The 13,649-nt window shown below is 62.1% G+C and carries 12 protein-coding genes; 7 read left to right on the top strand and 5 right to left on the bottom strand.

The window, feature by feature from the left end; translation table 11 throughout:
- Positions 1 to 4: 4 nt before the first annotated feature.
- From RG540_RS17290 to yghU, 3 genes are all read right to left on the bottom strand, one after another.
- Positions 5 to 250 (bottom strand): DUF982 domain-containing protein, encoded by a 246-nt coding sequence (locus RG540_RS17290; protein WP_038590432.1) that lies wholly within the window; start codon positions 248 to 250, stop codon positions 5 to 7.
- 78 nt (positions 251 to 328) lie between these two features.
- Entirely contained in the window at positions 329 to 1,486 is a 1,158-nt protein-coding gene (locus RG540_RS17285; RefSeq protein ID WP_038590430.1) for a fumarylacetoacetate hydrolase family protein, read from the bottom strand.
- Between the two features lie 83 nt (positions 1,487 to 1,569).
- Entirely contained in the window at positions 1,570 to 2,439 is an 870-nt protein-coding gene (gene yghU, locus RG540_RS17280; RefSeq protein ID WP_038590429.1) for a glutathione-dependent disulfide-bond oxidoreductase, read from the bottom strand.
- 286 nt (positions 2,440 to 2,725) lie between these two features.
- Between yghU and RG540_RS17275 the strand changes: the two genes are divergently transcribed.
- The 5 genes from RG540_RS17275 to RG540_RS17250 all read left to right on the top strand — a co-directional run bounded on the left by RG540_RS17275 (position 2,726) and on the right by RG540_RS17250 (position 8,046).
- Entirely contained in the window at positions 2,726 to 4,252 is a 1,527-nt protein-coding gene (locus RG540_RS17275) for an ABC transporter substrate-binding protein (RefSeq protein WP_038590428.1), read from the top strand.
- Between the two features lie 239 nt (positions 4,253 to 4,491).
- Positions 4,492 to 5,433 carry an ABC transporter permease gene (locus RG540_RS17265; RefSeq protein WP_038549714.1) on the top strand — a complete coding sequence of 314 codons (942 nt, stop codon included), beginning with the start codon at positions 4,492 to 4,494 and terminating at the stop codon, positions 5,431 to 5,433.
- The gene (locus tag RG540_RS17260) at positions 5,433 to 6,305 is read left to right on the top strand and encodes an ABC transporter permease (RefSeq protein WP_038590426.1); all 873 of its coding nucleotides are present in this window, start codon (positions 5,433 to 5,435) and stop codon (positions 6,303 to 6,305) included. The genes RG540_RS17265 and RG540_RS17260 overlap by 1 nt, the downstream gene beginning before the upstream one ends.
- Entirely contained in the window at positions 6,306 to 7,514 is a 1,209-nt protein-coding gene (locus RG540_RS17255; RefSeq protein ID WP_038590425.1) for an amidohydrolase/deacetylase family metallohydrolase, read from the top strand.
- Positions 7,515 to 7,533: 19 nt separating this feature from the next.
- Positions 7,534 to 8,046 (top strand): RidA family protein, encoded by a 513-nt coding sequence (locus tag RG540_RS17250; RefSeq protein WP_046599924.1) that lies wholly within the window; start codon positions 7,534 to 7,536, stop codon positions 8,044 to 8,046.
- Between the two features lie 10 nt (positions 8,047 to 8,056).
- Here the strand turns inward: RG540_RS17250 and RG540_RS17245 are convergent, their stop codons facing one another.
- Positions 8,057 to 8,884 (bottom strand): IclR family transcriptional regulator, encoded by an 828-nt coding sequence (locus RG540_RS17245; RefSeq protein WP_038590422.1) that lies wholly within the window; start codon positions 8,882 to 8,884, stop codon positions 8,057 to 8,059.
- Between the two features lie 96 nt (positions 8,885 to 8,980).
- Here RG540_RS17245 and RG540_RS17240 point away from each other — a divergent pair, with 96 nt between their 5' ends.
- The gene (locus tag RG540_RS17240; protein WP_038590420.1) at positions 8,981 to 10,177 is read left to right on the top strand and encodes an aminotransferase class V-fold PLP-dependent enzyme; all 1,197 of its coding nucleotides are present in this window, start codon (positions 8,981 to 8,983) and stop codon (positions 10,175 to 10,177) included.
- 30 nt (positions 10,178 to 10,207) lie between these two features.
- On the top strand, positions 10,208 to 12,043 hold the full coding sequence (locus tag RG540_RS17235) for an ABC transporter ATP-binding protein (RefSeq protein WP_038590417.1): 1,836 nt from the start codon (positions 10,208 to 10,210) through the stop codon (positions 12,041 to 12,043).
- Between the two features lie 25 nt (positions 12,044 to 12,068).
- Here the strand turns inward: RG540_RS17235 and RG540_RS17230 are convergent, their stop codons facing one another.
- Positions 12,069 to 13,622: an acetolactate synthase large subunit gene (locus RG540_RS17230; protein ID WP_038590414.1), complete on the bottom strand. Its 1,554-nt coding sequence runs from the start codon at positions 13,620 to 13,622 to the stop codon at positions 12,069 to 12,071.
- Positions 13,623 to 13,649: the final 27 nt, after the last annotated feature.

The raw sequence follows: 13,649 nt of genomic DNA, 5'->3' as shown, positions 1-13,649 counted from the left end.
AAGCCTAGGCGCGGACCAGGATATGCGCTTCCTTCGCGGCCTCGACAAAGGCCTTTCTGGCGTCTTCCGGCTTGCTCTTTCCGGCGTCCACCGCGGCACAAACGGTAAGCGCCCGGTCAAGGGCCGTGCCATCCTCCACCGGCCAGTCCTCGATCATCGCCCAGGCGGCGCCCTGCGTCGTTTCGATCGCGGTCTCGACCGGCGGGTCGCCGATCGATATGACGACCGGCTTGGTCCAAGGCGTGTTCATTCTCTCAAGTATCCCGTCTCGTGTGTGTCGGTCTCATAGACCGGTTTGACGGCCGTGGCGAGACGGAGGCTGACCCGCTCAGAGCAATCCTCGCGCGGCGAGATTCTTCATCAGCGCCGAGATGCCGAAGCTCCACGGTGGGCATTCGGTGGAGAGGCGCACCGTGTTGCGCAGCGTGCCGAGGCCCGGAGACGAGATATCGACGATGTCGCCGATCTTATGGGTAAAGCCCTGGTTCGGAACATCGCGATCCTCGGTCGGCGCAAACAAGGTGCCGAGGAACAGCATGAAGCCGTCGGGATATTGATGGTGATCACCGCAGGTGTGTTTGACGAGTTCGAGCGGGTCGCGGCTGATCTTCGACATGGAGCTCTTGCCGTTGAGGATATAACCATCCGGGCCGGTAACCCGCAGGTCGAGTTCGGCATTGCGGACGTCGTCCAGTCCATAACTTTCATCGAGGAGGCGGATGAAAGGTCCGATCGAGCAGGAGGCGTTGTTGTCCTTCGCCTTGCCGAGCAGAAGCGCCGAGCGTCCTTCGACATCGCGCAGGTTGACGTCGTTGCCGAGCGTCGCGCCCTTGATCTCGCCGCGGCTGTTGACCGCGAGCACGATTTCCGGCTCCGGATTGTTCCAGGTTGATACCGGGTGCAGGCCGACATCCGCTCCCCACCCCATCGAGGAAAGCACCGGCGCCTTCGTAAAGACTTCTGCATCCGGCCCGATCCCGACTTCGAGATATTGCGACCACATGCCTTCCCGGATCAAGGCTTCCTTGACTTTCGCGGATTGCGGGGAGCCGGCCTTCAGGTCCTTGAGGCTGCCGCCGATGATCGTGCTGACCGTCTCGCGGATCGCTGCCGCCTTGTCGGGATTGCCGGCCGCTTTTTCCTCGATGACCCGCTCGATCATCGACTGCGCGAAGGTGACGCCGCAGGCCTTGATTGCCTGCAGGTCGGCCGGTGCCAGAAGATGGGGACGCGACAGGTCGGGCCGGCCCGTGCTGTTTCTGGCAATGTCTTCCAAGGTGCCGAGTACAGGGCCGGCCGCGTTGCGGACGAAATCCGCGGTATCGCCGCGCTCCAGGAGCGCGCTGACGGTCGGCGTCTCCTTGCTGGTAATGTCGATCAGATCGCCGTTGCGCAACGTGACGAGGCTAGGGCCTGAAGCAGCGGGATTCCAGACCCGGCCGAGGAAAAGGCCGTTCGTGGAAGTGTCGATAAGATTGTCGGTCATGTTGAAAAATATGCCTCCCAGACGATGTGGCCCGAATGGGCCACATCCATCTCGTTTTGTCCATCTGGTTCGAAGCGCTGTTTTCAGCTCGCGGCCAGTTTGTCCTGGGTTTTGGTCTCGAAATCGCTGGCGTCGTGGCGCTCGTGAAGCTGGCCGGACGGATCGCCGCTGAGGCGATTGACCATTCGGCCGCGCTTGACGGCGGGGCGATCCAGGATGGCGTCGGCCCAACGCTGGACGTGGGTGTAGTCCTGGACCGAAAGGAATTCGCCGGCGCCATACTGCCAGCCCTTCGCGAGGCCGCCGTACCAGGGCCAGATCGCCATGTCGGCGATCGTGTAGGCGCTGCCTGCGATGTATTCGCTTTCGGCAAGCCGCCGGTCGAGGACATCGAGCTGGCGCTTGGTTTCCATCGCGAAGCGGTCGATCGCGTATTCGATCTTGGTCGGGGCGTAGGCATAAAAGTGCCCGAAGCCGCCACCGAGATAGGGGGCGCTGCCCATCTGCCAGAACAGCCAGGACAGGCATTCGGCGCGCTTGGCAGGCTCAGTCGGCAGGAAGGCGCCAAATTTCTCCGCGAGATAGACGAGGATGGCGCCCGATTCGAAGACCCTGATCGGCTCAGGGCCGGACCGGTCCATCAGCGCCGGGATCTTGGAATTGGGATTGACCTCGACAAAGCCGGAGCCGAACTGGTCTCCGTCGCCGATCTTGATCAGCCAGGCGTCGTATTCGGCGCCGGAATGCCCGAGCGCCAGCAATTCTTCCAGCATGATCGTGACCTTCTGGCCGTTCGGCGTCGCCAGCGAATAGAGCTGGAGGGGGTGACGTCCGACCGGCAATTCCTTGTCATGGGTCGGGCCGGCGATCGGGCGATTGATGCTCGCGAACTGACCTCCATTGGATTTGTCCCAGGTCCATACTTTCGGCGGAGTGTAATTGGAATCGGTCACTTCTGGCTCCTAGCATTTGTAGAGGACGCGAAGGCTATCTGCTTTCGCCGTCGAAGACGCGTTCGTCCAGCCTCCACGTAACAGAGAGCGCGAAATTTTGTGAGAGGCTGTCAGCGACTTCACGTAACATTGAGGGCTGCTACAGGCGATATCCATCATTGCAATTCGGGCAATTTGCATAGGACCAGCGCATGTTCCCATGTGCCCATTGACAGAGCGGCCGCGTTCTATATTCTGTTATAAAAGCCTATATAACATAATTGTGGAACATAAACGGGAGACTACCATGAGATTAAAGCTTGCATTCCTGGTTGCAACGGCGCTCGTCGCCACGCCGTCATTTCTGATGGCGCAAGAGAAAGGCGGCGTCGTCAACGTCGCGACTATCGGCGAACCGCCGACGCTCGATCCGATGACATCGACGGCCGACCTCGTGGGTATCGTCACCCAGCACATTTTCGAGACGCTCTACACATTCAACAAGAAGTGGGATGTCACGCCGCTTCTGGCGGAAAGCCTTCCGGAGGTCAGCGCCGACGGCAAGACCTATACGATCAAGCTGCGCACCGGTATCAAGTTCCATGACGGCAGCGACATGACTTCGGAAGACGTGATCGCCTCGCTGACCCGCTGGACCAAGCTCGCCTCGCGGGGCAAGCAGGCCGTCGGCTTCATCGACACCATTTCCGCCGCCGACCCGACGACCGTGACGATCAAGCTGAAGCAGCCGTATGCGCCGCTTGTCTCGTTGCTTGCCTTCAACAACTCCGCCGCGATCATCATCCCGTCGGAGAAGCAGGCCGATACGATGACCGATTTCATCGGCACCGGGCCTTATATGCTGAAGGAGCGCAAGGCCGACCAGTATATCCAGCTCGTCCGCTTCAAGGACTATAAGCCGCGTTCGGGCGAGAGCGACGGTTATGGCGGCGCCCGCCACCAGTATCTCGACGAGATCCGTTTCGTGCCGGTTCCGGACCCGAACACGCGCGTAGAGGCCGCTATTTCCGGCCAGTACGACTATATCGACTCGCTGCCGGTCGAATCCTTCGACAAGGTGAAGGCCTCGAAGGCCACTCAGCCGCTGCTCCTGAAGCCGTTCGGCTATCCGGTCTTCGTCTTCAATACCGCCGAAGGCGCTGCCAAAAGCCTTGGCGTCCGCAAGGCGATCCGCCAGGCGCTCAGCATGGAAGACATGCTTGCCGCCGCCTTCGGCAGCAAGGACTTCTACGCCCTCGACGGCAACATCTATCCGGCCTCCTTCACCTGGAGCACGGATGCCGGCGTAAAGGGCAATTATAACGTCGCCGATCCGGAAGGTGCTGCCAAGGCTGCCAAGGCCGCAGGCTATGACGGCAAACCGATCCGTATCCTGACCAGCCGCCAATACGAGTTCCACTACAAGATGGCGCAGGTCGCTGCCGAATATCTGAAGCTTGCCGGCTTTGCCGTCGACATGCAGGTGGTCGACTGGGCGACTCTCACCCAGCGCCGCACCGACAAGGCGCTCTGGGACATCTACATCACCCACAGCCCCTTCCTGCCGGAGCCGGCATTGATCGGTTCGCTGGCCCCCACCTCGCCGGGCTGGTGGGATACGCCTGCCAGAAAGACGGCCGTGGATGCTTTCTCGGCAGAGTCGGATCCGAAGAAGCGCATCGAGCTCTGGGCCAATGTCCAGAAGGCGATGTATGACGAAGCGCCTTTCATGAAGATCGGCGATTTCAACGCGGTCTCTGCGATCTCGACCAAGCTTCAGGGCGTCGATCCAGCTCCGTGGCCCTATTTCTGGAACGCCTCGATCAAGAAGTAATATAGTGGGCCGGTAACAATGATCGCGGCGGCAACCCCATACTCCCTCATCCCTGTGCTTGTCACAGGGATCCAGCCACGGCGCGTCTGCGCCGTGAGAGACTTCAATTCCTTCAAAGAGTCTTTTGCGCCCAAAGACTTGGGCACGCTGGATTCCTGTGACAAGCACAGGAATGAGGGAGAGGTTCTTGCCGCCGCTTACCTTCTTCAACAGAACGCAGCAAACAGGGCCATGCCCGCATGATACGCTACATTCTCCAACGCCTTGCCGGCATGATCGTGGTGATGTTCCTCGTCGTCACGATCGTCTTCGTGATCGTTCGTGTGACGCCTGGCGATCCGGCCGCGGTCATGCTCGGCCCGGATGCCACGGCCCAGGACGTCGCCCAGCTGCGCACGCGTCTCGGCCTCGATCAGTCGATCGCGGTTCAATACGTCTTCTATATCGGCCAGCTTCTGAAGGGCGATCTCGGCCAGTCGATCTTCCTCAACATGCCGGTGACGTCAGCGCTACTCGACCGCGCCGAACCGACTTTCTTCCTGACGATTTTCTCGCTGGCGATTGCCAGTCTCATCGCGCTGCCGATCGGCATCTATGCCGCCTATCGGCGTGGATCCTTCGTCGACCAGGCTGCGATGATGGTGGCGATGCTGGCTGCCAGTATTCCGAGCTTCTGGCTCGGGCTCATCCTGATGCAGTTCTTCGCGGTGCGGCTCAACATCTTCCCGGTTTCCGGTTACGGCGGGCCGGGCGCGAGCTTTGGTGAGCGCATGTATCACCTGACATTGCCGGCCTTCGCACTCGGCCTGGTCTCCTCGGCGCTGATCCTGCGTTTTACCCGGGCCTCTATGCTCGATGTGCTCGGTGACGATTATATCCGCACTGCCCGCGCGAAGGGGCTGATCGAGCGACGCGTCGTGCTGAAACATGCGTTGAAGAACGCGCTGATCCCGATCCTCACCGTGCTCGGCCTGACGGCTGCGGTGCTGATTTCCGGCGCCGTGGTCACCGAAACCGTGTTCGGCCTGCCGGGCGTCGGCAATCTGGTGGTCTCGGCGGTTTTGCGGCGTGACTATCCCGTCATCCAGGGCGCGCTGCTCGTCATCGCCGCCCTCTATGTCCTGATCAATTTCGCGATCGACATGCTCTATCTGCTGGTCGATCCAAGGGTGCGCTACTGATGGCGGAAATTGTCACCACCAAGCCGGGGCTAAGCGAGGGAGCCAAGTTCTTCCGCCGGTTCCTGAAACGCAAGACGGTCGCGCTCGGGCTGGTCGTCATCGTGATCTTCGTCCTGCTGGCGGTTCTGGCGCCATGGATAGCGCCCTATTCGCCGTCGAAACTGTCGATCGTCAACCGGCTGAAGCCGCCGAGCGAGATCTACTGGTTCGGCACCGACGAGTTCGGCCGCGATATCTTTTCGCGCACGATTTTTGCGGGGCGTCTGTCGCTATTGGTCGGCGCTGCCGTCGTCACTCTTTCGGCGATCATCGGCGTAACGCTCGGTCTGCTTGCCGGTTTTTTCCAGAGGCTCGATACGCCGATCGCCCGGCTGATCGATGCGATGATGGCCTTTCCGGATATTCTGCTTGCCATCGCGCTTGTCGCGGCGCTCGGGCCATCGCTGGTGACTGTGATCATCGCCTTGTCGATAGTCTATTCGCCGCGGCTTGCCCGTATCGTCCGGGCTTCGACGCTGGTCATCCGCGAGCTGCCTTACGTGGAGGCGGCAAAGGCGCTGGGTATCTCGACCTTCCACATCATGACGCGGCACGTGCTGCGCAACCTGATATCGCCGATCCTGGTGCAGGGCACATTCCTGTTTGCCAGCGCCATGCTTGCCGAAGCCGGGCTTTCCTTCCTCGGCCTCGGCGTCAGCCCGGAAATTCCGACCTGGGGAACGATGATCGCCAGCGGGCGCCAATATATCGGCCAAGCCGACTGGATGACCTATTTTCCGGGCTTCGCCATCATTCTTTCCGTTCTGTCGCTGCAGATGGTCGGCGATGGATTGCGGGACATGCTCGATCCAAGACTTCGAAAGGACCTTTAAATGACCGGTGAAACAGCGGGCCAGCCGCTCCTCCTCACCAACGTGAAGCCGATGGCTTTCGGCGACAATGCGGCCTCCGGCACGATCGACATCCTGGTCGGCGCCGACGGGCGGATTTCCGCCATCGGCCCGTCGCTTGCAGCACCCGCGGACGCAATCCGGGTCAACGGCAAGGGCGCCTTCATCTCGCCCGGTTGGATCGACCTGCATGTGCATATCTGGCATGGCGGCACCGATATCTCGCTCCGTCCGTCGGAATGCGGCGCCGAGCGCGGCGTGACGACGCTGGTCGATGCGGGTTCTGCCGGCGAAGCCAATTTCCATGGTTTTCGCGAATATATCATCGAGCCGTCCAAGGAGCGCATCAAGGCGTTCCTGAACCTCGGCTCGATCGGCCTGGTTGCCTGCAACCGCGTTGCCGAATTGCGTGATATCCGCGATATCGACCTCGACCGCATCCTCGAATGTTATGCGGAAAACAAGGAGCATATCGTCGGCATCAAGGTGCGGGCGAGCCATGTGATCACCGGTTCTTGGGGTGTCACACCGGTCAAGCTCGGCAAGAAGATCGCCAAGATCCTCAAGGTTCCGATGATGGTGCATGTCGGCGAACCGCCGGCGCTCTACGACGAAGTGCTGGAAATCCTCGGCCCCGGCGACGTCGTCACCCATTGCTTCAACGGCAAGGCCGGTTCGAGCATCATGGAAGACGAGGATCTCTACAATCTTGCCGAACGCTGCGCCGGCGAAGGCATTCGCCTCGACATCGGCCATGGCGGCGCGTCCTTCTCCTTCAAGGTGGCGGAAGCGGCGATTGCCCGGGGGCTGCTGCCCTATTCGATCTCGACCGACCTGCACAGCCATTCGATGAACTTCCCGGTCTGGGACTTGGCGACTACCATGTCCAAGCTGCTGTCGGTCGGCATGCCGTTCGACAAGGTTGTCGAAGCGGTCACCCAGGCGCCGGCCTCGGTCATCAAGCTCTCAATGGAAAACCGGCTGTCGGTTGGCGAGCGCGCCGATTTCACGATCTTCGATCTCGTCGATGCCGATCTCGAAGCGACCGATTCCAACGGCGACGTCTCGCGTCTCCAGAAACTGTTCGAGCCGCGTTACGCGGTCATCGGTTCGGAAGCCATCACCGCCAGCCGCTACATTCCACGGGCCCGCAAGCTCGTCCGCCACAGCCACGGTTATTCGTGGCGCTGAGGCGTTTCCTTAAAATCGCATGACAGGAGTTGACGTGAATACGTCTTCAGCAAAGGCCGCTCCCACGGCACAGACACCTTACGATCGGCTGATCGAGCTCGGCATCAAGCTACCGCCGCCACCGCCGCCGATCGCCAATTTCGTCACGCATGTCCGTGAAGGCAATATGCTCTACCTCTCCGGCCAGGGGCCGCGCGAGGCGGATGGCCATCTGCATGCCGGCAAGGTTGGCGCCGATGTCAGCGTCGATCTCGCCTATCAGCATGCGCGGCTGGTGGGCATCAACCTGCTTGCCGTCATGCACGAGGCGCTTGGCGACCTTTCACGGGTGAAGCGGGTCGTGAAACTGCTCGGCATGGTCAATGCCGTACCGGACTTCGAAGATCATCCGAGCGTCATCAACGGCTGCTCGGACCTCTTCATTGCGGTGTTCGGCGATGCGGGCCAGCATGCCCGTTCGGCGGTCGGTTTCGGCTCGCTGCCGGGCAACATCACCGTGGAAATCGAGGCGATCGTCTCGCTGAACGATTAAGGAGACAAGGTCAGTGGTTGCGCCAACCCATCAGCTTCTCGATCCGCTGGGCGGAAGCGCGGACGTGCTCCGTATAGTGGTTCCCGTCGGACACGACTTTCTGTTCAGGCAGCACGATGGAGATGGTGGCGACGCACTCACCGCTCCGGTCGCAGACCGGCGAGGCGATGCAGGCAACCGCATAATCGGACTCCGCCACCTGGATCGACAGCCGCTCCTCGAACGCCTTGCCGGCCGAGTCGGACAACGTGCGGGCGTCGATCTCGGCGCGGCCGGTCGGCGAGGTGCGGGCGCAGCGCTTGAAAAGCTCGATCCGCTCGGCCTCGGCCAAGTGCCCGACGAGAAGCCGGCCGGAGGCCGTCCAGTTGAGCGGCACACGGGTGCCGACGCGCGAAGCGACCTGGTAATGGCTCGGGCCGTCCGCCATGGCGAGCACCAGCATGTAGTCGCCGTCGCGGCCGCAGACCTGCACGGTTTCGCCGGCCTGCCGGCAGAGGTCGTGCATTTCGTGGGTCGCGACGCTCATGAAATCCAGCGACCGGGCATAAGCGAGGCCGTAGTGGTAGAGGCGGGCGCCGAGCCAGATCGAACCGTCGGCATTGCGGGCGAGCATGTTCTTCTCGACCAGATCGTCGATAATCACGTAGACGGTCGACAGTGGCGCCTTGACCGCCTTGGCGATCGCATAGGCGCCGGTCGGCGCACCCGTTTCGTAGAGATAATCGATCACCTGCAGCGCGCGGTCGATGCCGCTCACGCGCGTGCGACGCGCGCCCTGGGCTTCCACTTCGGAACCTGCCTCACCGGAGAGGTCTGCGGATGAAGTCTTTGCGTCCAATTCAACGCTCCTCGTGCGATTTCGAGAGCCTATTACATTATTATGGCATAACTGTCGATGGCAATTCGCGGTTGGCCGTCACTTTGGAGAACGACAATGTCCGATGATATTCGCACCCAGATCGGTCTTCGGCCGGTCATCAATGTTTCCGGTACGATGACCAGCCTCGGGGCTTCGATCGTGGTTCCGGAGGCGGTCGCGGCGATGTCGGCGATCCTGCCGCAATTCGTCGAGATCAACGATCTGCAGCGCAAGGCAAGCGCGATCATCTCTCGGTTGACCGGCGGTGAGGCGGGCTTCGTCACGGCTTCCTGCTCCTCCGGCATCAGCCTCGCGGTCGCTGGCGCGATTACCGGCAACAACCTGCTGGCAATCGAGAAACTGCCGGACACGGTGCCGGACAAGAATCAGGTGCTCGTGCAGATGGGCCATGTGGTGAGCTATGGCGCACCGGTGGACCAGGCGATCCGGCTCGCCGGCGGCAAGGTCGTGCTGATTGGCCAGGCGACCTCGACGCACCGTTATCATATGGAACATGCGATCACCGAAAAGACGGCCGCGGCGGTCTATGTCGTCTCGCATCACGTCGTCGACTATGGCCTGCTCAACCTTGTCGAATTCGTCGAGATCGCCCACGCGAAGGGTGTGCCGGTCATCGTCGACGCCGCCTCGGAATACGACCTCAAGCTCTTCCTTTCGCAGGGTGCCGATATCGTCCTTTATTCCGGCCACAAGTTCCTCGGCGGTCCGACTTCGGGCATCGTCGCGGGCAAGAAAGACCTCGTGCGCAGCGCCTTCCTGCAGAACATGGGCATCGGCCGCGGCATGAAGGTCGGCAAAGAGAGCGTGTTCGGCGTCATGGCGGCGCTGGAAGCCTGGGAGAAGCGTGACCACGCGGGCATCCGCGAACGCGAAACCGGCTATCTCGATCTGTGGAAACGGACGCTCGACGGCCGCCCCGGCGTCACCGCACTGATCGAGCCGGATCCGACCAACAATCCGCTAGACCGCATGCGGGTGATCATCTCCGCGCCGGAAGCGCACATTACCGCCTGGGATCTTGCCACCGCACTCGGCCGTGGTAACCCGCCGATCATCGTCCGCGACCACGAGGTAGAGCATCACTACTTCTACCTCGATCCCTGCAACCTGCATCCTGGCCAGGAAGCCATCGTCGCGGCCCGCCTGACCGAAGAGCTCGACAAGGCGCGGGCCTCTAACGAGATCATCGCGACGCCGATCGAAGAGCGCAGCCGCCACCGTTTCGACGGTGCTCTTCGCTGGCCGGACTGAACTGACAACAACGACAGGAAGGGAACGATCATGGCCATTTCGCAAGCACAAGCCGTCCAGTCCACTCAGCCGGTCCTCTCCGTCGAGAACCTGACCACCTCGTTCAATGTGGACGGGGAGTGGAAGTCGGTCGTGCGTGACGTTTCCTTCACCGTCGCTCCCGGCGAGACCGTGGCGATCGTCGGCGAAAGCGGGTCGGGCAAGAGCGTCACCTCGTTGTCGATCATGCGACTGCTGCAGGAAGGCACCAGCCGCATCGAAGGCAAGATCATGCTCGGCGGGCGCGATCTTCTGGCGCTTCCCGAACACGAAATGCGCAAGGTGCGCGGCAACGATGTGGCGATGATCTTCCAGGAGCCGATGACGAGCCTCAATCCGCTCTTCACCATCGGCGACCAGATTTCCGAGGCGCTGCTCTGCCACAAGGCGATGTCGGCGGCGCAAGCCAAGGCCGAAACCATCCGGCTGCTCGAAAAGGTCCGTATCCCCTCGGCCGCGTCGCGTTTCGACGAATATCCTCACCGTTTCTCGGGCGGCATGCGCCAGCGGGTGATGATCGCCATGGCCTTGGCATCGAAGCCGAAGCTGCTGATTGCCGACGAGCCGACCACCGCGCTCGATGTGACCATCCAGGGCCAGATTCTCGATCTCATCAAGCTGCTGCAGGATGAGGAGGGGACGTCGGTCCTGTTCATCACCCATGACATGGGCGTCGTCGCCGAAGTCGCCGACCGGACGATCGTGATGTATCGCGGCGAGCAGGTGGAGACGGGTGACACGCCGGACATTTTTCATCGCGGCAAGCATCCCTATACGCGGGCGCTGCTCGCCGCGGTGCCGGTGCTCGGTTCGATGCAGAAATATGAGCGGCCGCTGCGCTTTCCCGTCGTCAACACGGCGACCGGTGAATCCGACGTCCAGGTGGAAGTGGCCGATACGGTTGCCGCCAACGACCGGCCCATTCTGGAGGTGAAGAACCTCACCAAGCGGTTCGACATTCATTCCGGCCTGTTTGGTCGCGTGAGCGGCCGGGTGCATGCGGTCGAGAATGTCTCCTTCGATCTGCAGGCCGGCGAGACGCTGTCGCTGGTCGGCGAAAGCGGCTGCGGCAAGTCGACGACGGGCCGCGCCATCATGCGGCTGATCGAGCCGGACGCCGGTTCGGTGGTCGTCGAGGGCCGGGATGTGCTGGCGCTCGACAAGCGGGAGATGCGCGAGATGCGCAAATCCGTGCAGATGATCTTCCAGGATCCGTTCGCCTCGCTCAATCCGCGCATGACGATCGGCCAGGCGATCGCCGAACCCTATCTCGAACACAAGATGGGGACGGCGAAACAGGCGAAGGAAGTCGTCGCTGACATGCTGCGCAAGGTAGGGCTGACGCCCGACATGGTGAACCGCTATCCGCACGAATTCTCCGGCGGCCAACGCCAGCGTATCTGCATTGCCCGGGCGCTTGCGCTTGAACCGAAGGTGATCGTTGCCGACGAAAGCGTCTCGGCGCTCGACGTGTCGATCAAGGCGCAGGTCATCAATCTGATGCTCGACCTGCAGCAGAGCCTGAATCTCGCCTTCCTGTTCATCAGCCACGATATGGCAGTGGTCGAGCGGGTCAGCCATCGGGTGGCGGTGATGTATCTCGGCGAGATCGTTGAGATCGGACCGCGTGCTTCGGTGTTCGGCAATCCGCAGCACGAATATACGAAGAAACTGATGGCCGCGGTGCCGGTGCCGGATCCCGATCGCCGCCGGGAAAAACGAGCGGTCGCCAGCGACGAGCTCAAGAGCCCGATCCGCCCCGTCGACTATAAAGTCAATCCGCTCGGCTATAAGACTGTTTCACCGGGTCATCTGGTCGCGATGTAACGGCTGCGGGCAATCTCTGCAGCAATCAGTCGATGACGGCCTCGATCAGGAAAGGCCCCCTGCGGCTGAGCGCGCCGTCGAACAGCTTGACGAATTCCTCGATCGTCGTCGCGCGGCCGGCTTCGACGCCGAGGCCCTTGGCGAGCGAGCACCAGTCGAGTTTCGGCGCGTCGAGATCGAGCATCCGCTGGGCATTGCGGCCGTAGGCGTTGACGCCGACATTGGTCATTTCGCCCTGCAGGATGCGGTAGGCGCTGTTGGCGAAAACGACGGTCACCACATCCAGCTGTTCGCGCGCCTGGGTCCAGAGGCCCTGCACCGTGTACATGCCGCTGCCGTCCGCCTGCATCGCGATGACCTTGCGATCGGGTGCTCCGATCGCAGCGCCTGCAGCCAGCGGAATGCCGATGCCGATGGCGCCGCCGGTGATCGGAAGGTGATCGTGGGGTGGGAGCCCGGGCGCCAAAACCGGATATTGGCCGACGGAGGTCAGGCCTTCATCGATAATGATGGCGTTTTCCGGAAGTCGGCGGCCGATGGCGAAGCTGATCGCATCCGGCGTCAGCGCGCCGGTCGGCACCTGGATATCATCCTGCGTGAACCGGTTGCGGACGAAATCCGCATCCGGCTTGATCCCGAGTGCATCGGCGAGTATTGCCAGCACTTCAGCGAGGTCGTGTTCGTGCTCGGCGAGTTGGATCACTTCGCAGGAGGGCGGCAGGGTCGTGCTCGGTTTTCCGGGATAGGCGAAGAAGGTGACCGGGCGTGGTCCGCCGATACAGATGGCGACCTCGAAATCCTTGAGCGCTTCGACCGCGAGATCGATCTTGTAGGGCACCGGTCTGACGAACGCGCGTCCGGCGCCGCGGGCGCTACGGCCCGAGGACGTTGAGAAGAGCGCAGCGCCGGTGGAGGCTGCGATCCGGCCGGCGGTCTCGACCGGCTTTTCCCGCATGGCCCGGCCGGCCAGCATGATCACGACACGCTTGCCGCTGCGTAGCGCGGTGACGGAGGCCTTCAGGGCTTCGGCGTCGATCGCCGGCGGGGTAGGGATTGCGGCAGGCGCGAGCGTTTCCAGCGAGACCTCGCCCCAGGCAGCGTCCGCCGGCAGGATCATGGTTGAGACGCCCCGGTTTGCCAAGGCGGCGGCATAACCCTCTTCTGTACAACGGCGGATATCGGCGGCGCCGGCGGCGCGTCCGACCCAATGGGACATCGGTCGGGCCAGGCTTTCGATATCGCTGGTCAGCGGCGCGTCATATTGAAGGTGGTAGGAAGCATGGTCGCCGACGACATTCAGCATCGGCGTGCGGGCGCGGCGGGCATTGTGGAGGTTGGCCAGGCCGTTGGCGAGGCCGGGGCCGAGGTGGAGAAGAGTGGCGGCCGGCTTGTCCGCCATGCGGGCATAACCATCGGCGGCGCCCGTCACGACGCCTTCCGACAAGCCGAGGATGCAGCGCATCGCGGGCTTGCGGTCGAGAGCGGCGACGAAATGCATCTCCGACGTGCCGGGATTGGCAAAGCAGACATCGACGCCGTTCACCAGAAGGACGTCACACAGCATATCGGCGCCGTTCATGCGCTTTTCCTTATCTTTGCAGCGTTC

Source organism: Neorhizobium galegae bv. orientalis str. HAMBI 540, assembly GCF_000731315.1.
GTDB lineage: Bacteria > Pseudomonadota > Alphaproteobacteria > Rhizobiales > Rhizobiaceae > Neorhizobium > Neorhizobium galegae.
This window is presented reverse-complemented; position numbering and strand designations above follow the sequence as displayed.

Excerpts from the sequence above, each read along its gene's own strand:
- RG540_RS17255 (WP_038590425.1), top strand. The coding sequence starts at position 6,306 with ATGACCGGTGAAACAGCGGGCCAGCCGCTCCTCCTCACCAACGTGAAG.
- RG540_RS17240 (WP_038590420.1), top strand. The coding sequence starts at position 8,981 with ATGTCCGATGATATTCGCACCCAGATCGGTCTTCGGCCGGTCATCAAT.
- RG540_RS17260 (WP_038590426.1), top strand. The coding sequence starts at position 5,433 with ATGGCGGAAATTGTCACCACCAAGCCGGGGCTAAGCGAGGGAGCCAAG.
- RG540_RS17265 (WP_038549714.1), top strand. The coding sequence starts at position 4,492 with ATGATACGCTACATTCTCCAACGCCTTGCCGGCATGATCGTGGTGATG.
- RG540_RS17250 (WP_046599924.1), top strand. The coding sequence starts at position 7,534 with ATGACAGGAGTTGACGTGAATACGTCTTCAGCAAAGGCCGCTCCCACG.
- RG540_RS17275 (WP_038590428.1), top strand. The coding sequence starts at position 2,726 with ATGAGATTAAAGCTTGCATTCCTGGTTGCAACGGCGCTCGTCGCCACG.
- RG540_RS17285 (WP_038590430.1), bottom strand. The coding sequence starts at position 1,486 with ATGACCGACAATCTTATCGACACTTCCACGAACGGCCTTTTCCTCGGC.
- RG540_RS17230 (WP_038590414.1), bottom strand. The coding sequence starts at position 13,622 with ATGAACGGCGCCGATATGCTGTGTGACGTCCTTCTGGTGAACGGCGTC.
- RG540_RS17290 (WP_038590432.1), bottom strand. The coding sequence starts at position 250 with ATGAACACGCCTTGGACCAAGCCGGTCGTCATATCGATCGGCGACCCG.
- RG540_RS17235 (WP_038590417.1), top strand. The coding sequence starts at position 10,208 with ATGGCCATTTCGCAAGCACAAGCCGTCCAGTCCACTCAGCCGGTCCTC.